The sequence below is a fragment of the Albimonas donghaensis genome (assembly GCF_900106695.1).
Classification (GTDB): domain Bacteria; phylum Pseudomonadota; class Alphaproteobacteria; order Rhodobacterales; family Rhodobacteraceae; genus Albimonas; species Albimonas donghaensis.
In genome coordinates this window covers 1,415,724-1,431,707 of the sequence record NZ_FNMZ01000001.1, presented here as the reverse complement: position 1 = coordinate 1,431,707, position 15,984 = coordinate 1,415,724, and the positions used below count along the sequence as shown (strand labels likewise).

Below are 15,984 nucleotides of genomic sequence, written 5' to 3'. Positions count from 1 at the left end.
GGAACGCTCCTGTCAGCCGAGCTGGACGCCGAGCCGCATCTCTTCGCGGCTGCCGTCGCGCACGAGGCGATAGCGGAGGGTGGCGAGCACCGCCTGCGGCGCGCGCGGATCGGTTTCGACGCGCACGCTCTCGACCTCGATCCGGCGTTCCCAGCGCTTGAGCGTCTGGGCGATGGCCTCCTCGATCAGGCGGTGGGTGGCGGCGGTGTCGGGGCGGAACAGGAACCGCTTCAGCCCGGCCCCGAAGGCGGGAAGCATGACGCGCTCCAGCCGCTCGGTGGTCAGGATGATGCGGATCGACTCGCGGATGTTCTCCACGCCCTCCGACCAGGCCATGCGGCCCTCTTCGTCGATGCGGGGCGGGAAGGCGATCCCGCGGCCCAGCGCGCGTCCGGTGGCGGTCATGGCTTCTTGCCCCTCAGGCCGGGAATGGGGAAGGCCACGATCAGCCAGGGCAGCCAGCGGAAGATCAGGTCGAACAGGGTGACCATGATGATCATCAGCACGAAGGCGCAGATCGTGACGATGGGGATGGAGATCGAGATGAACAGCCCGAACGGGTTCGAGCCGCCGTCGGCGCAGGGCGCGGGGGAGGGCGTGGGCAGGTCCTTGTGGAAGGGCCAGGGCAGGACCGACAGCACCAGGTCCACGAAGGTCAGCTTGCGCATCGCGCCCATCTGTCCGCAGAACATGTCCGACAGCACGAAGCCCGCCCCCTTCTTGTAGCGCCGCAGCGCGCCGGGAGAGATGTCGAGCGGCATGGGGATGCGGATGGGGCGGGTCGGCGCGTCGGCGTCGAAGAAGCTCGCCATCCGGAACGGCGCGGAGGGGCGCGAGATCGCCGGACGCGCGAAGCCCTGGCAGTTGGGGCGTTCATAGGCGCAGCGGATGACATACCAGGCGTCCTCTCCCGCATTGACCCCGGCGGGGGGCGGAGACAGCTCCGGCAAGGGCGCCGCGGGGGTCGCGGGCAGGGCGGCGGCGACGAGGGCGGCCAGCGCCTCGATGGAGCTTTCCGCGTCGAAGTCCAGCGGCGGGTAGGGGCCGGCCAGCAGCGGCGCGGCGGAGGGCGAGCCCAGCGGGCTGAAATCCATCGCCACCGCGGGATGGGCGGGCATCCACAGGAAGCCCGGCCAGCCGTCGGTTCCCGCGGCGAGGGTCAGGTCCAGCTCGATCTGCGCGGCCTCCAGCGCCTCGGCCACGCCGGGGGCGGTGATGGCCTCCAGCGCCTCGGGCAGGGTCTGGGGGATGTCGTGGCCGCCATGGGCGTCGCCCAGCGCGTCGACCAGTTCGTCGGTCATCCGCGTGTCGGCGAGCGCGTCGCGCAGGGCGGTCTCGGCGGCGGTGAGCGCGGGGGCGGGCGCGCCGCCGGTCAGCGCGTCCCAGACCCGGGGCATGTGCGTCTGAAGGAAGGTCGCGAGATCCAGCAGCAGGAACCAGCCGGCGGTCTGCGCCTGGGCGCGGGCGCGGCGCATCAGGTCGCGGGCGGCGGGGCGGCCGTCGGCGGACGTGTCGTCGAGCAGCGCGCGCGCCTGCACCAGCGCGGAATCATGCAGGTTGATCCAGGGCGCCATGACCTCCTGCCGGAACAGCAGCGTGCGCGGGTCGTCGGCCGGGTCGGCGGAGGCAACGGGCGTGGACGATCCCGGCAGCGGCGCGTCGGGCTCGCGCATCGGGGCGGCGAGATAGGCCTCGCGCTTGGCCACCGGGATCATGCCGGCGAGCATCCGGCGGGCGCGCCCGGTCTCGGCCCCCGCGCCGGCCTTCCAGGTCAGGGGGAACAGGGCCTGACGCTCCTCCTCCGGCTGGATGCGGGCGCGGCCGGCCTCGGTCGGGATGCGGGTCCAGGCGTAGCCGCCCTGCACGCCGGGCGCGGCGGTCCAGGCGTATTCGGCGGTGGCGGGGTCCTCGGGGTCCGGCACTGTCCCGGCGACGGCGGGGACCAGCCGGCGCAGCAGCCAACCGGCGCTCTCCTGGTTTCCACGCTCGATGGCGCGGTCGGGCAGGCCGGGGAGCTGGCACACCAGGCTCGCCGCCACCAGGTAGAACCGCCCCTGCGCGGGTTGATAAAGCTTCAGGGGCTCCGGCGCCGGGTCGGGCGCGGCGGGAACCGGCAGGGCGCCCCCCGCCCCCCGCCCGCGGGCGATGCGGGTCAGGCGGCGCCGTGTCTCCGACACCGGCGCCTGCGTCGCCAGCCCCGCCACGTCCGGTCCCGGCATCGGGGCGCGCCAGGTCTCGGGCCGGGCGAGCCATGCGGGAAGCTGCTCGGGCCGGGTCTCCATCGCCGCGATCAGCTCCTCCATGAAGGCGTCGGAGGCGAAGCGCAGGATCGCGGGGCGCGCGGGCGCGCCGTTGGCGGCGGCGGGCGACTGCCGCCACATGGGCTGGGGGGCCAGCCAGCGGACCTCGTGCAGGTGGGCGTGGGCTACCATATGTTGCCCGCCCCCGGCGTGTAGGACGCCGCGATGATCGAATTGGTGATGACCGTGTCGGCCTGCACGGTGCCGGAGAATTTCGAGATCCCCGCATCGACCTTCACCATGGAGGCCGAGACCTCCACCACCGAGGCCGAGACCGAGACCTTGCCGCCCGAGTCCACGGTGACGCCCGCGGTCTCCAGCTTCACCGAGTTGCCGTTGGAATCGACCAGCTCGATGGCCCCGGGCCCGTCCTTCAGCGTCACGGTCTGGCCGCCCGGCGTCTCCAGGTGCAGCAGTTCGGCGCCGGAGCTGTCGTCGAAGCGCACGGTGACGCCGTTGCGCGATTTCAGGGTCTTGAGGTTGTTCTCGCCGCCGCCGTCCATCTCCTCGGGCGGGGCGTCGACGCCGTTCCACAGGCCGCCGATCACGAAGGGATGGCGCGGGTCGCCGGCGCCGAAGGCCACCAGCACCTCGTCGTCCACGTCGGGGATGAACCACGACCCGCGGCCCCCCCCGGCGAAGAGCGTGGCGATGCGGGCCCAGGCCTCCCAGCCCTCGCCGTCGCCGATATCGGGCGACCAGGGCAGCCTGATGCGCACCCGGCCCTGGCCCAGCGGATCGGCGATGTCGGTGACCTGCGCGGGATAGACCCCGTGGAACAGGCCGCCGGGGCCGGCGGGGATCCGCTCGTCCTCGGCCGGCTGGGACATGCCGGAAAACGGGGGGAAGAACATCAGGCGCTCCCGATCCAGGGGCGCTCGATCCCGATGCGGGACAGGAGGCCGGTTTCGAGCGAGAATTCGTGCCGCGCGCGGGTGATCGTGTAGGCCCCGTCGAAGAGCGGCCCGCAGCCCTTGAGCGTGACCCCGCGCCCGACCCGCAAGCGGGCGTCGCCCTCCGCGATGGCTTCGCCCTGCACGAAGCGGCGGGCGCGGGCGCGGAAGCGGGCGGCGGCGAAGGCGTCGGCCTCGACCTGGGTGATCGGCAGGGTATGGGCCACCTGGTCGGGACGGGGGCCGAAGGCCGCGTCCAGCGCCTGCGCGCCGGACTGGCCCCCGTTCTCGGCTCCCAGCGCGTCGGTCCTCGCCTCCGCCGTCAGGCCCTCGCGCGCCGCCACGTCCCAGCCCGAGACGATGAGCGCGGTGCACTGGCCCGCCACGTCGGCGGTGACGGACAGTTCCTGAAGGTTGCGCCCGTAGGTCAGCGTCGCCGGGTCCTCGCCCCGCCGGGCCCGGGCCTTGACATGGAGCGTGTCGCCCTCCGCCCAGACCTCGGCCCCGGCCTCCCGCGCCCGGTCGCGTAGGAAGGCGAGATCCGAGAGGTTGAGCTGGGAGACCACCGGCAGGCTCGGCCCCTCGGCGTCCACATCCGCGCGCATCCCGTGATCCGAGGCGATGGCCTGCGCGATGGCGGCGAGGTCCGCGTCCTCGAAGGTCCGCGACCGGCGGGTCATGCGCAGGTCCTGGAAGCGGTCCTCGGCCAGCGCGATGATCTCGGGCGGGCGGGATTTGGGGAAGCGGCCCTCCAGCGCGGTGATGCGGCCCGAGAAGACGGCCCCGCCGGCCTCGCCCGCCCCGATCTCCACCCCCACGGCCTTGCCGAATTCCAGCAGGCCCCGGTCGAAATAGAGGAAATCCACCGAGCCGCGGGCCGCGCCCCAGTTGCCGAAGCACAGCTCCGCATGGGCGAGCCCCTCGGCGGTCTCCTCCACCGCGAGCGAGATCAGCCCCTGCTCCAGCCCCGCGCGCCGGGCCCCGTCGAGGGTCAGCGCGGGCCGGGCGGAATAGTGCAGCGGCGTGGCGGCCATGTCGTTCATCGGGCGGGGCTCCGGATCAGGGGCGCGGCGGGCGGGGCGGGGCGGGTTCGGGTCGGCTCAGGTGGCGCGCAGGCGCCGGGCCCGGGCGCGCAGATGGCCGAGGGTTTCGGAGATGTCGGCGGGTTTCGTCGGGGCGGCCGGGGCCGGCTCCGCGGGTTGCTGCGGAGCGGCGGCGCCCGCGGCGGCGGCGCCGGGGGCGTCGGCCACGATCTCGAATTCGTTGATGATGACGGGCATGGCGCGCCCCCTCAGTTGGACATGTCGAGCGGCTGGCCGGGGCTCAGCGCGCGGGGATTGTCGATGTCGTTGTTGTCGGCGATGGACTGCCAGTCGTCCTGACGGCCCTCGCGCGCCGCGGCCTGCTGGACGCTGTCGCCCTCCCGCGCCGAGGCCACCGGACGGGCGCCGGGCGTCGCGGGCCCCGCGTTCACCCCGTCGGCGGACTGGGCGCCGAAGACGAACTGGATGTCCTGGCTGGCGATGGACAGGCCCAGCTTGGCGCGCAGCGGCTTGCCGGCCTCGGAGAAGAACTCCAGGCTCTCGTTGATCGACTCCACCACGCCCTCGAACAGGAACGTCCCCCACAGGAAGCGCATGCCCGGCGGCACGAACTTGTCGGCCTCGTCCGAGGGTTCGGGCTTGATGAAATTCACCACCTTCTCGGTCAGCCGGCGCACGTCGTCGGCGTCGTCGGCGGGGCGGTCGGGGGCGGCGGCGGTCACGTCGAACCACAGGTCCAGCGTCAGCTTGGTGGTGCCCGAGCCCACGAACTGCACCGCGGATCCCCCGCGCTGGTCGCCGCCCGCGGACTTGTTGGCATAGGCGACCTTCAGGCTCTCGGGGTTGAACTGCACGGCGATGGCCTCCCCCGTCTCGGAGACCTGGCCCTGGTCGTCCCAGGAGATCGGCTGCATCTGCGCCTTGAGCAGGGTGGTCGGGGTCGGCATCACGCGCCCTCCGCGATGTCGAGGGTCTCGTAGGCGATCTGCATCTCCTCGATGGCGATGGTCCCGTCCGTGGCGTTGAGCGGCGGCGCCTTCAGCTTCAGCGGCAGGCAGCCGGTGAGCGCGAAGCGCAGCGTCTCCGTCTCCCGGTCCGCCGACAGCACCGCGATCTCGCCCGAGGCGCGCAGGTCGCGGCGGGCGTTCACCTCGCGGAACCAGCGCCACAGGTCGAGGCCTTCGGTCATCCCGCGCTTGAGCGTAAGATTGCCATAGGAGACCGGCCCCGCGAGGTGGATCTGGCGGAGATTGCCGCCGCCCTCGCGGATGGTCTCGGCGTCCATCGACATCTCCAGCCCCGAAACCTCGGAGAACGCGCCCTCGCACAAGGGCCGGCTTTCGCCGTCCAGTTGCAGGCGGACCTTGAAGTTGAAGGCGGAATAGGGGGCGAGCATGGATCAGGCCTCCCGGACCTGGACCTGTTGCGGTCCGGTCTGGAGCAAGAGGACGGTGAGATGGCGGAACGGGCGGGACGGCGCGACGCGCAGCTCCACCAGGAAGCGGCCCTGGTCGATGGCGGTCGCGGAGTTGACGGAGGCGCCCGTCTCCACCCGGAAGGCGGCGGCGGGGGTGGCGCCCTTCAGTCCGCCGCGCTGGTGGATCAGCGACAGCAGGCGCTCGAACCGACGGCGGACGAGGGCGCGGAAATCGTCGGAATTGGGCTCGAACACGTAGGTCTGCGCCTCACGCAGGGCGAGCCGGCGCAGGAGGATCATCAGCCGGCGCACGGGCAGGGGGCGCAGCTCCTCGGTCCGCGACAGGGTGTCGGCGTTGAGGATGACGAAGCCGCCGGGCTCCGCCACCAGCGGGTTGAGCTGGAGGTCGATGAGCCGGGCCGCGTCGGGGCGGGGCAGGCGTGGGGACAGCGCGACGCCCCCCGCGATGGGCTGGTTGGCGGCCGAGATCCACGCCCCCTCGGCGATGGCGCGCCGCGCGAGCAGGCCGGCGGCGGCGCCGTCGGGGGGCAGAAAGCCCTGCCGCTCGGGCGTGGCGACGCCGATCCAGGGGTGGAAGAGCGCGGCGTAGGACAGCGCGCCTTCCTCCGCATGGGACAGGGCCGGCACCCGCCGCGCCCCGGCCGGGTCGCCCGCCGGATCGCCCGGCGCGGTGAGCGGCAGGAGCGCGGCCAGATGCGCCTCCGCCGCCTCCGCCTGCGCATGGCGGGGCAGGGACAGGAGCGCCACCGCGTCGGCGCGCGCGGCGCAAAAGCGGATCAGCGCGCGGTGAATGGCGATCAGCGGGCCGGGGGCGTGGGCGTCGACCGGGACCATGGCGAAGTCGGCGCGGGTTTCGGGCGCCAGCCGCACGGCGTTGGACCACGGCCCATGCGCCCCGTCGCGGGTCAGCCGCACCCGGAACCAGCGGCCGGCGGTCAGCGGCTGCGGCGGCGTCCAGTCCATGTCGATGTCGGGGGCGGGGAGAGCTTCGTCCTCCGGCGCCTCGAAGGTCGGCGTGGCGGAGGATTGCAGGTCCGTCGTCTCGCCCGGCCGCGGCGCGTCGGCCTCCCGCGACCAGGCGAGGCCGGGGCGGGGCGGAGAGCCCGGCGCGGCCTCCGCCAGGATCAGCGTGTCGGGGGTCTCCGGCGTCGCGCAGGCGGCGAAGGCGTCGGGGGGAAGCTGGGCGAGGCGGGTGTTGGACCACGGCCCGACCTCGCCGGCCCGCTCGGCCCGGACCCGGAAGGCGAACCCGGTCGGGCAGTCGGGGTCGAGCGCCAGCGCGGCCTCGGGGTCCTCGGTCAGGGTGACGGTCGGGGCGGCGAAATCCGCGTCCGCGGCGCGCTCCAGCCGGTAGCGGGTCGCGCCGGGCGCGGGCGACCAGCTCAGCGCGTGGCGGCCCCATTGATCCGGCGTCTCGGCGGGGGGCGCGAGCAGGGGGGCGATAAGCGGCGCGGGCTCCGCCGCCGGCTCCAGCGTCCAGGCGCGATGCGCCGCGTCGGGGATCGCGACCATGGACACCTCGGGCGCCGCCGACAGCGCGTGCAGGCCGGTGGGCGGCGTCTCGGCCGAGGTTCCGGGAAGGGCCAGCGAGGCGGAGCGCTTGGCCTCCATCGCCTCGGCCAGCACCGCGGCGTCGGCGCGGGCGAGATCGGGGTCGAGGAACAGGCGGTCGTCGAACACCGCCAGCCCGTCGAGGTCGAGCGGCGGGCCGGCGGGGATCTCCGGCCCGTTGGCGCTCGCCCGCCCCGGCGCGGTGGCCATGCCCCAGGGCAGGGTCAGCCCCGCGTCCGGCGCGGCGGCGAAGGGAAAGCGCGGGGCGGTCGCCTCGGCGATCAGCGCGGCGCGGCCGGGGGCGAGGCTCGGGCGCGGCGCGCCGTCGAGCGGGGCGAAGAGGCGCGCGTCATCCGGCAGCGCCCCCCAGAAGCGGGGATGCAGCGGCGAGAAGGCCAGCCCCTCCAGCCGCGCCGCCACGCCTTCGCCCCGCCAGGCGATCAGGTCGAAGCGCAGGCGGTTCACGGTGTCGGGCGGCGCGGGCAGGCCGGCGGCGAGCGCCGCCTGCGAGGTGGGGATCGGCGCAAGGCCCGGATTCTCCACCCCCAGCGTGCCGGGATCCTCCGGCGCCCGGCGGCGGAAGCGCAGCACCCGGCCCGACAGCGCGACGCCCCCCGGCCCCGGCGCCGCGGCGGTGACTTCGGCCAGCGCCACCAGCCCCGGCTGGCCGTCGGGGCGAAAGCCCAGTTCCAGCAGGTCGCCCGGAACCGGCGGGACCGGGCCGGGGGCCACGGTCAGCGCCCAGTCGACGAGCCCGTTCGGCAGGGGAACCCGGGCCAGCGGCCCGGTCGCGACCAGCCGGGTCCGGGTCAGCCGCGTGCCGCAGGCCAGCGCCGACGGCCACATCCCCGGCGCGCGCGCCGGGATCGTCACGCCCGCCCCGTTCGCGGTCTCCATTCCCGGCGCGGGGAAGGCCAGCGTCGCGATCCGCTCCGCATCCGCCACCCGCAGCACCCAGGCCCGCCGCCCGCCATTGGCGAAGAAGCTCTCCACCGCGCCGCCGAGCAGGGAGGTCCGCGTCTCCCCCCGCGTCTCGTCGCGGGCGAGCGCCAGGTCCGGGCCGAAGATCTCCCGGAACCGGCCAGGATCCTCCACCGCCACCGGGACCGAGAGCGGGCCGGAGGCCGCGAAGCCCACGAAGCCGGCGATGTCCATGCGCGGCAGCGCGTCCGCCGGCGGGATCGCGGCGGTCTCCACGTAGACGCCGGGCAGGCGGCCGGAGGGGAAGGGGGGCAGGGGGCGCATCGGGGCGGGCTCAGGCCATCTCGATGCGGTGGGCGGCGAGCACCAGCTCCTCCACCGCCACGTCGGTGCCCTTGCCGTTCAGCGACGGCCCCGTGTACTTGATCGGCCGCGCCTTCAGCAGTTTCCACGACATCGCGACCGTCTGGCGGTCCTCCGACAGCAGGTCGATCTTGACCGTGCGCAGGTCGGTCTGATTGCCGTTCCGGATCTCGTCCAGCCAGCGGTAGAGGTCGAGATAGCCCATCAGCCCGCGCTTGAGCGTGATGTCGGGCACCTTGTAGGTTCCCGTCACCTTGATCGGGGCGTTGTCATTGGCGTTGCCGGCCCGGTATTCGGCGACGGTGATCTCCATGCCCAGGCCCGAGATCTCCTGGAACCCCGCCTGGGGGCGCTCCGGCCCGTCCTCGCCGATGGTGACCTGGAAGTTGAACTGGCTGTAGGGAATGCCTTCGCGTTCGGTGGCCATGATGGTTCTCCTGGATCAGAGGGTCGGCCGCGCGCGTCAGCCGCGGGCGTCCGCGGTTTTCTGGCCGATGCGGAAGATGACGAACTCGGCCGGGCGCAGGGGGGCGACGCCGATCAGGCAGATCAGCCGTCCGTTGTCCCGGTCGTTCTGGGTCATGGTGGTCTCGTCGCAGCGCACGAAGAACGCCTCCGCCGGCTTGCGCCCCGCGAGGTGGTTGGAGACGAACTCGTTGTAGAGAAAATCCTCCACCGTGCGCTGGATGTTGGCCCAGAGCCGCGGCCCGTTGGGCTCGAACACCGCCCATTGCGTGCCCTTCTCGATCGAGCGTTCGAGAAAGGCGAAGTAGCGGCGGACGTTGACGTATTTCCACTCGGGGTCCGAGGACGCGGTGCGCGCGCCCCAGACCCGGAAGCCGCGGCCCTCGAAGAAGCGCAGGCAGTTGACGCCCTCGGGGTTCAGCGCCTCCTGCTGGCGCTGGTTGATGAGGAATTCGAAGTTGGAGGCGAGGCGCACGACCTCGTTGGCGGGGGCCTTGTGCACCCCGCGCTCGGCGTCGTTGCGCGCGTAGATGCCCGACACGAAGCCGGAAGGGGGCAGCAGCAGCTCCCGCGGCTCGCCGTCGGCCAGCGGGTCGTCCACCACCACCCAGGGGTAGTAGAGCGCGGCCCGCGTGCTGTCGATCGCGCCGCGCAGGGCCCGGACTTCGGCGGGGAGCATGCCCTCCACCGAGTCCAGAACCGCGATGCGGTAGCGCATGCGTTCGGCGTGCCCGATCAGCTGGCGGATCACGCCGGGGCCGGTCACCGCGTCGGCCGATGCGCCGGGGGCCGCGACGATGGAGATGTCCTCCAGATCCTCCAGCGCCGCCAGTCCGGTCTTGGGCGCGTCGCCCTGGCCGGCGTAGTCCGCGGCCACCAGCGCGTCGCCGTCGTCGCCGCCCGAAAGCGCCAGCCGCGCGGTCAGCGCCTCGGCCGAGGGGATGAACGGGTCGGCCGCCGCCTGGCGCATGATGTCGATGACCGGCGTGCCGTCATCGGCGTTGGGCAGGGCGGTCAGCGCCTCGGCCAGCGCGGCGCCGTTGGCGAGGTCCGTGTCCACGACCAGGGGCGTGTAGAGGAAGGTCGCGCGCCGCTCCGGCTCCGCCGCGAAGGCGCGGGTCAGGGCGGCGCGATGGGCGGGGTGGAAGGCGAGGCCGGGGAAGGTCTGCTCATCCGCGAACCGCCCCGGCTGGCGCAGGATCACGGAGACGGTGACCACCCGCACCGCGTCGAACATGTCGAGCGTGAAGGCGGGGCTGGCGGGCGGGCCCACCGGATCGTCGTCGCGCAGGCGGAAGGCGTCGACGCCGGTGACCGGGTCCTGGATCCGCTCGGCCCAGTAAAGCTCGGCCTGGCCCGCCGGGCTGCCGGCGGGGGTCGCCAGCACCGTGTCGAAGGGCGCGACCCCGCGCAGCTCCGGCCCGCCCGCGGCGGCGACCAGCGCGTTCTCGCCCAGCTTGAAGGCCAGCGCCACGCGCATGTCGCCGGCCCGGCCGGGATGGCGGGCGCGCAGCGCGAAGCCCGGATCGGGGGAGGTCGCGGCGTCGGGCCAGGTCGAATGGCCGGACAGGGGCGGGCTGTCCACCGTCGGGTTCCACAGCCGCCCGACATAGAGCCGCTTGCCGCCCTCGTCGAAATAGGCGCGCACCGCATGGGCGAGGTAGTTGGGCGCCTCCACCCCGCCGAGGCGCAGGTTGTCGAGCCCGCCATAGATGCGCTCGAATTCGGAGAAGGAGGTGAGCAGCGGCGGCTCGCCCTCGGTCGGCCCGAAGCGGGCCGGGCCGACGAAGCCGGTGGTCGAGGTGCTCACGCCCTCGATGGTCTTCTGGCGGAAGCTGACTTCCTCCACGAAAACGCCGGGCGCCAGATATTCGGGCATGATCGGATCCTCTCAGGCGGGGCGGCGGGGCCGCTGCGGGGTCTGGGTCGGGGCTCTGCGCGAGCCGGGAGCGGGGCGGGGTTGGAGCGGGGATGGATCGGGGCGGGGCGCCGGGCGGCGATCCGCCCTCAGCTCGGCGGGTCGGTCATGGTCGCTGGGTCATGGGGGCGCGGGTCATGGGGGCGCGGGTCCGGCCAGCAGGCGGGACAGGCCGGCGGTGCGGGGGATCAGCTCCTCCCCCTGGTCGAGCCGGCCGGTCCAGTCGGGGGCGGGGGCGCCGCCGTCCCCGGGCGCGTCGGCCCAGACCTCCGCGGCGGGCTGGGCGAGCACGTCGCCCAGGTCCGGCAGCCCCGCGCCGGGCAGGACCGGCAGGCCCGCCGGGTCGAGGCGCACCGCGACCGTGAGGGTCCAGAACTGCCCCGACAGCGGCGCGCCGCCGCCGAGCCCGGGGGAGCCCGCCGGCGCCACCGCCGGGGCGGGCCAGGGCAGCAGCACCGCGAAACGGCCCTGCGCGTCGCAGATGCCGGTCCAGACCGCGCCGTCCGGGTCCTCGACCTCCACCACCGCATGGGCGGCGGGGCCGGTCCCGTCGGCGCGCCCGATCTCGCCGCGCACCGCGGCCAGCCAGCCGGGGCGCCGCCGCGTGGGCGCGGGGAACAGCAGGAAGCCCGGCTGCGAGACCGGCGACCCCGCGCCCGGCCCCAGGAACAGGCCGCGATAGGGCAGGGGCAGGTCCAGCCCGAAGGCGATCGGCAGATGCGTGCCCGACGGGTCCGCGACCTGAACCACATAGGGCCGGGTCGCGGGGGGCGAGCCGGGAGGGGAGCCGGGGGGCGAGCCGGGGTCCGCCCCGCCCCCCCGTTCCAACGCGCCCATCCCCGGCAGGCCGAGAAACGCATGCGCCCCCGACAGCGTGCGCCGGCCCCGCACCGGGGTCGCGAAGGGCGCGCCCGCGGGGAAGGCCAGGGCGACGATCGGCTCCTCCGCCGCCCGGTCCAGCGCCGCGTCCCAGAAGCGGATGCCCAGGGGGGCGAAGCGGGAGTCGCGCTCGATGATCTCGACGGTCATGCCCTATTCCCCCAACGCGGTTTCGGGGGTGAGCAGGCCGAAATCCGGCGCCCGCTCCTGCACCGGGACGCCGCCGGTTCCGGGCTCGGGCAGCAGGCTCTCGATCCGCACCACGCGGGCCACGTAAGGCACCGAGAGCTGGTAGGCGGCGTTCGCCCCCATCGACTCCCAGATCCGCAGCAGGTCCTCGTTGGACAGTTCCGCCAGCCCGATCTCCACCACCTCCTCCGGTCGGAAGGCGCCCGGCGCGGCGGCGTTGAGCAGGCCGGAGGACAGCAGCGGGCTGTCCTCGATCATCCGCAGCGCCCAGCCCGCCACCGCGTTCTGAAGCGTCGCCTCCTGGCCCCAGACCGTCATCAGGAAGTGCAGGTCGAGCGGCAGCTGGCTCTGCCGCCGGCGCCCCTGCGCGTCGAAGCGGCCGGCGGGGGTGCGATGGGCGCCGTTGGGCACGATCCGGTAGAGCAGGAAGGACACCCCGGCGGCGATCTGGCCGGCGGTCGTCTCCCGCGGGGTGATGGTGCGGAACTCCAGGTCCGCGGCGAAATCGGCGGGCTGGTAGGCGGTGCGCAGCAGGGTCGAGAGCGCCTCGCCCACCGCCATGATGGCGCGGGTGTCAGCCATGCGCGCCTCCCGGCCCCGCAGGCGCGGCGCGGGCGGCGCGGAACAGGTCCGGCGCGCCGGGGCGGGCCAGACGCTCGACCGCGCCGCGATCCACCAGCCGGTCCAGCGCGGCCTCCACATGGTCCTCGGCTTCCAGAAAGCGACGCTGGCCGATCCACCACTCGGCGATGCCCGAGACGGTGTCGGAGGCGTGGGGATGCTCCGAGACATGCGCCTCGATCTCCTCCGCCACCCGGTCGATCCAGTCCATGCAGCCGTCGCACATAAGGCTCGAAGCCTCCCTGGGTCAGGTTCCTTGGGGGAGGTCATGGCAAGCGGCGTGCCAGGTGGTTAATCTGTTGAAAAGTAAGGTAAAGAAAGTTACTGGCGGCGCCGGGCGGGTCGCGCCGGACCCGGTATCGGGTCGCCCGCGACCCGGCCGGACGAGGCCCGACCCGGAGGGGCGCGAGCGATCTGCGCGGAAGGTCGGGCGCCCCGGAAAAACAATCGCCCCGACGCCAGGGGGAGGGCGCCGGGGCGGAGGATCCGGAGCGGACGAAGCGCGACAGGGAGGCGACGCGCCCCGAGGGCTCCGGATATGGGGCGCGCCCCGGACCGGGGCGCGGGCGGGCGCGCGGCTCAGGCCGAGCCGTCGGGCGCGCCGCGCAGCCCGTGTTGCTTCAGCAGCCGGCCGAGCGTCCGCCGCTCGGTCCCCGCAAGCTCGGCGGCGCGGGTGACATTGCCCCCGGCCCGGGCCAGCACGGCGCGCAGGTAGTCCCGCTCGAACCGCGCCACGGCGGCGGCCTTGGCCTCGTGGAAACCACCGGTCGGCGCGGGGATTGCAGGGGCGTCGGGGTCCGCCGCGCAGGCCCCGGAGGAGGGTTGCGCGGCGCCCCCTGCATGGGGATCGGGGCGCGCCGTTCCGGGCCCGAGCGCGATCTCGGGCTGCGGCCAGGCCGCCCGCGCGGCCTCGGCCCCCGCGGTGAGCGCGGCGCTGCGCCCGGGGGCGAGGTCGATCACCTCGCCATCGGTCATCACCACCGCGTATTGCAGGAAATTCTCCAGCTCGCGCACGTTGCCCGGCCAGTCATGCGCCTCGATCGCCGCCTCGGCCGCCGGGCTCAGCCGCTTGGCCGGCAGGCCGAAGCGGCGGCAGATCGCGGGCAGGAAATGCGCGGCCAGCCGGGACGGGTCGCCGGGACGCTCGGCGAGCGTCGGCAGCTCGATCACCAGCACTGCGAGGCGCCAGAACAGGTCCTCGCGGAAGTCGCCCAGGGCGGCGGCGGCGGGCAGGTCGCCATTGCAGGCCGCCACGATCCGCGCGCTGGACCGGCGCGGGGCGGGGGCGCCGACCGGCCGGTATTCGCGGCTCTGCGCGAAGCGCAGCAGCGCCACCTGGCCGCGGGGCGACAGGGCGTCGACCTCATCGAGAAACAGCGTCCCGCCCTCGGCCTGCGCCACCAGCCCGTCGCGGTCGGCGCGCGCATCGGTGAAGGCGCCGCGGACATGGCCGAACAGCTCGCTCTCCAGCAGCGACTCGGTCAGCGCGCCGCAGTTCACCGGCACGAAGGGCTGCTCGGCGCGGTCGCCGGAATAGTGGATGGCGCGGGCCAGCTGCTCCTTGCCCGTGCCGGTGCGGCCGTGGATCAGCAGGGGCGCGGCGACATGGGCCGCGCGGCCGGCGATGTCGAGCGCGGCGCGGAAGGCGGGCGCGTCGCCCACAAGCCGCGCGCGGGCGAAGGGGGCCAGCCCGGGCCCGGCATCGGCGCCGCGGGCCGCCCTGCGCCGGGACGCGGAGGCGGGGGCGGGGGCGGGGGCGACGGGGATGTCGGCGCGCGGGACAGGCGCGGCCGAGGCCGGCGGATACGCGCCGGAGGCGGGGACGGACTTGCGCGACATCGCTCAGCTCCGGGCGGCGAGGTCCGCGGGGCGGGCGACGCCGAATCGGGCGAGGCTCGCAAGGCTCAGAACATTCATCCGCGCGCTCCCTGATCGTCTTCGTTCATGGAACAGTTAACGTAACGGTATGGAATCCGCGGTGAATAGGCTCACTTTCCGCGAAATAGCTTCAGACGTTCAGTTCGCCGCAGGGGCGAGCGCGCTCGCGCCGCGGTCGGGCGACGGATTTCGCTTGCGATTTCAAAGAGGAGGCCCGCAGCGGCGAGGGGGCGCAGGGCGGACGCGACCGCCTCCGCCCCGTCCCGCCGCCTAGTTGTCGACGGACCCCGAGGGCGCCAGCCCGCCGGGCGCGAAGGCCCCGCCCGGGGCCAGCGCCCCCGGGACGAAGGCGCCGCCGGGCGCGGACGGGGCGGGGGCCGGCGCAGGGGATGGCGCAGGGGATGGCGCGGACCCGCCGGGGGCCAGCGAACCGGGAGCGAAGGCGCCGCCGGGCGCGGACTGGGTGGGCGCGGACGGGGCGGACGGGGCGGGGGTGAGCGCCTCGATCCGCTCGCGCCGCTCCTGCTCCAGCCGCTCCTGCACGGCGCGCTTGTCGTCGAGCACCTGCATCTCGCAGACCGAGCTGTCATGGTTGGCCCCGGTCCAGACCACGCCGCCGACCAGCGCCGCCATCAGCCCCGCCACGAACAGCGGATGCGCGATCAGCCTCAGCACCGGCCGGTCCAGCGCCAGCAGGCCGGACGCGGCGCGGGTCTGGCGGCGCTTGCCCATCTCGAACACCGTCGCCGCGATCAGCGTGAAGGCCACGATGATCACCGCCACCGCTGAGATCGAGGGGTCGAGCCCATAGCGGACCTTGGAGGCGAGCACGGTTGTGAAGGTGCTCTCGGCCACCACGGTGAAGACGGTGGTGTTGTAGTTCTCCATCGACGCGAGGAAGGCCAGCACCGCGGCCGAGGCGATGGCCGGCGCCATGAAGGGCAGCAGCACCTTCACGAAGGCCTGGGTGGGGGTGGCGCCCATGTCCAGCGCGGCCTCGGTCAGGGTGGGATCGAAGCGCGAGATGCGCGACAGGAACACCAGCATCGAATAGGCGGCGATGAAGGTCACCTGGCCGGCGATGGTCAGGAAGATGCCGTCATAGAACAGCGTGTCGTAATCCGCCCCGATCATCGCCCCCAGCCGGTCCCAGAAGATCAGCGTCGACAGGCCGATGACCACGCCGGGCACCAGGATCGGCGCGATGAACACGGTGTAGAGCGAGGCCCGCAGCCGCGGCCCCACCTGGCTCAGCGTCAGCGCCGCGGCCAGCCCGATGGGCACCGCGATCAGCACCACGCCCACCCCGATGATCAGCGAATTGCCGATCCCCTCCAGCAGGCGGGTGTCCTGGGCGAGCTTGCCGAACCAGCCGAAGGTCAGGCATTCCCACGGGCTGACCCGCGGAAACCCGGCCGAGTTGAAGGCGGTGATCGCCATGATCGCCAGCGGGCCGAACAGATAGGCGAAGAACAGCGCGAGATAGAGCACGGGCAGCAGGAGCGCGGGGCCTTTGGTCATGGCG

Annotated in this window: 15 protein-coding genes; all 15 read right to left on the bottom strand. The window is 74.2% G+C overall.

Annotated elements, in window-relative coordinates; genetic code table 11:
• Positions 1–12: 12 nt before the first annotated feature.
• The 15 genes from BLV24_RS06005 to BLV24_RS05940 all read right to left on the bottom strand — a co-directional run bounded on the left by BLV24_RS06005 (position 13) and on the right by BLV24_RS05940 (position 15,980).
• On the bottom strand, positions 13–405 hold the full coding sequence (locus BLV24_RS06005; RefSeq protein ID WP_092680172.1) for a GPW/gp25 family protein: 393 nt from the start codon (positions 403–405) through the stop codon (positions 13–15).
• Positions 402–2,432, bottom strand: coding sequence for a hypothetical protein (locus BLV24_RS06000; protein ID WP_143040229.1), 2,031 nt, complete (start codon positions 2,430–2,432; stop codon positions 402–404). The genes BLV24_RS06005 and BLV24_RS06000 overlap by 4 nt, the downstream gene beginning before the upstream one ends.
• The gene (locus tag BLV24_RS05995; protein ID WP_218133340.1) at positions 2,426–3,154 is read right to left on the bottom strand and encodes a phage baseplate assembly protein V; all 729 of its coding nucleotides are present in this window, start codon (positions 3,152–3,154) and stop codon (positions 2,426–2,428) included. The genes BLV24_RS06000 and BLV24_RS05995 overlap by 7 nt, the downstream gene beginning before the upstream one ends.
• Complete coding sequence (locus tag BLV24_RS05990) at positions 3,154–4,236, bottom strand: phage late control D family protein (RefSeq protein WP_092680170.1); 1,083 nt, start codon at positions 4,234–4,236, stop codon at positions 3,154–3,156. The genes BLV24_RS05995 and BLV24_RS05990 overlap by 1 nt, the downstream gene beginning before the upstream one ends.
• Positions 4,237–4,293: 57 nt before the next feature.
• Positions 4,294–4,473: a hypothetical protein gene (locus BLV24_RS05985; RefSeq protein WP_092680169.1), complete on the bottom strand. Its 180-nt coding sequence runs from the start codon at positions 4,471–4,473 to the stop codon at positions 4,294–4,296.
• 11 nt (positions 4,474–4,484) lie between these two features.
• Positions 4,485–5,183 (bottom strand): CIS tube protein, encoded by a 699-nt coding sequence (locus BLV24_RS05980; protein ID WP_092680168.1) that lies wholly within the window; start codon positions 5,181–5,183, stop codon positions 4,485–4,487.
• Complete coding sequence (locus BLV24_RS05975) at positions 5,183–5,632, bottom strand: phage tail protein (protein WP_092680167.1); 450 nt, start codon at positions 5,630–5,632, stop codon at positions 5,183–5,185. Before BLV24_RS05975 ends, BLV24_RS05980 begins: the two co-directional genes overlap by 1 nt.
• A gap of 3 nt (positions 5,633–5,635) precedes the next feature.
• On the bottom strand, positions 5,636–8,470 hold the full coding sequence (locus BLV24_RS05970) for a hypothetical protein (protein WP_092680166.1): 2,835 nt from the start codon (positions 8,468–8,470) through the stop codon (positions 5,636–5,638).
• 10 nt (positions 8,471–8,480) lie between these two features.
• A complete protein-coding gene (locus tag BLV24_RS05965; RefSeq protein ID WP_092680165.1) occupies positions 8,481–8,936 on the bottom strand; it encodes a phage tail protein in 456 nt (151 codons plus the stop codon).
• Between the two features lie 36 nt (positions 8,937–8,972).
• Positions 8,973–10,853 carry a phage tail sheath family protein gene (locus tag BLV24_RS05960; RefSeq protein ID WP_092680164.1) on the bottom strand — a complete coding sequence of 627 codons (1,881 nt, stop codon included), beginning with the start codon at positions 10,851–10,853 and terminating at the stop codon, positions 8,973–8,975.
• Between the two features lie 174 nt (positions 10,854–11,027).
• Positions 11,028–11,921, bottom strand: a complete 894-nt coding sequence (locus tag BLV24_RS05955) for a hypothetical protein (RefSeq protein WP_092680163.1) — start codon at positions 11,919–11,921, stop codon at positions 11,028–11,030.
• 3 nt (positions 11,922–11,924) lie between these two features.
• Positions 11,925–12,542 carry a Pvc16 family protein gene (locus tag BLV24_RS05950; protein WP_176954637.1) on the bottom strand — a complete coding sequence of 206 codons (618 nt, stop codon included), beginning with the start codon at positions 12,540–12,542 and terminating at the stop codon, positions 11,925–11,927.
• On the bottom strand, positions 12,535–12,807 hold the full coding sequence (locus BLV24_RS21905; RefSeq protein WP_176954636.1) for a hypothetical protein: 273 nt from the start codon (positions 12,805–12,807) through the stop codon (positions 12,535–12,537). Before BLV24_RS21905 ends, BLV24_RS05950 begins: the two co-directional genes overlap by 8 nt.
• Positions 12,808–13,160: 353 nt before the next feature.
• Positions 13,161–14,420 carry a sigma 54-interacting transcriptional regulator gene (locus BLV24_RS05945; RefSeq protein WP_092680161.1) on the bottom strand — a complete coding sequence of 420 codons (1,260 nt, stop codon included), beginning with the start codon at positions 14,418–14,420 and terminating at the stop codon, positions 13,161–13,163.
• Between the two features lie 309 nt (positions 14,421–14,729).
• Positions 14,730–15,980, bottom strand: coding sequence for an ABC transporter permease (locus BLV24_RS05940; RefSeq protein ID WP_092680160.1), 1,251 nt, complete (start codon positions 15,978–15,980; stop codon positions 14,730–14,732).
• Between the last annotated feature and the right edge of the window lie 4 nt (positions 15,981–15,984).

Excerpts from the sequence above, each read along its gene's own strand:
- BLV24_RS06005 (WP_092680172.1), bottom strand. The coding sequence starts at position 405 with ATGACCGCCACCGGACGCGCGCTGGGCCGCGGGATCGCCTTCCCGCCC.
- BLV24_RS05940 (WP_092680160.1), bottom strand. The coding sequence starts at position 15,980 with ATGACCAAAGGCCCCGCGCTCCTGCTGCCCGTGCTCTATCTCGCGCTG.
- BLV24_RS05945 (WP_092680161.1), bottom strand. The coding sequence starts at position 14,420 with ATGTCGCGCAAGTCCGTCCCCGCCTCCGGCGCGTATCCGCCGGCCTCG.
- BLV24_RS05980 (WP_092680168.1), bottom strand. The coding sequence starts at position 5,183 with ATGCCGACCCCGACCACCCTGCTCAAGGCGCAGATGCAGCCGATCTCC.
- BLV24_RS05975 (WP_092680167.1), bottom strand. The coding sequence starts at position 5,632 with ATGCTCGCCCCCTATTCCGCCTTCAACTTCAAGGTCCGCCTGCAACTG.
- BLV24_RS05965 (WP_092680165.1), bottom strand. The coding sequence starts at position 8,936 with ATGGCCACCGAACGCGAAGGCATTCCCTACAGCCAGTTCAACTTCCAG.
- BLV24_RS05990 (WP_092680170.1), bottom strand. The coding sequence starts at position 4,236 with ATGAACGACATGGCCGCCACGCCGCTGCACTATTCCGCCCGGCCCGCG.
- BLV24_RS06000 (WP_143040229.1), bottom strand. The coding sequence starts at position 2,432 with ATGGTAGCCCACGCCCACCTGCACGAGGTCCGCTGGCTGGCCCCCCAG.
- BLV24_RS05955 (WP_092680163.1), bottom strand. The coding sequence starts at position 11,921 with ATGACCGTCGAGATCATCGAGCGCGACTCCCGCTTCGCCCCCCTGGGC.
- BLV24_RS05995 (WP_218133340.1), bottom strand. The coding sequence starts at position 3,154 with ATGTTCTTCCCCCCGTTTTCCGGCATGTCCCAGCCGGCCGAGGACGAG.
- BLV24_RS21905 (WP_176954636.1), bottom strand. The coding sequence starts at position 12,807 with ATGTGCGACGGCTGCATGGACTGGATCGACCGGGTGGCGGAGGAGATC.
- BLV24_RS05985 (WP_092680169.1), bottom strand. The coding sequence starts at position 4,473 with ATGCCCGTCATCATCAACGAATTCGAGATCGTGGCCGACGCCCCCGGC.
- BLV24_RS05950 (WP_176954637.1), bottom strand. The coding sequence starts at position 12,542 with ATGGCTGACACCCGCGCCATCATGGCGGTGGGCGAGGCGCTCTCGACC.
- BLV24_RS05960 (WP_092680164.1), bottom strand. The coding sequence starts at position 10,853 with ATGCCCGAATATCTGGCGCCCGGCGTTTTCGTGGAGGAAGTCAGCTTC.
- BLV24_RS05970 (WP_092680166.1), bottom strand. The coding sequence starts at position 8,470 with ATGCGCCCCCTGCCCCCCTTCCCCTCCGGCCGCCTGCCCGGCGTCTAC.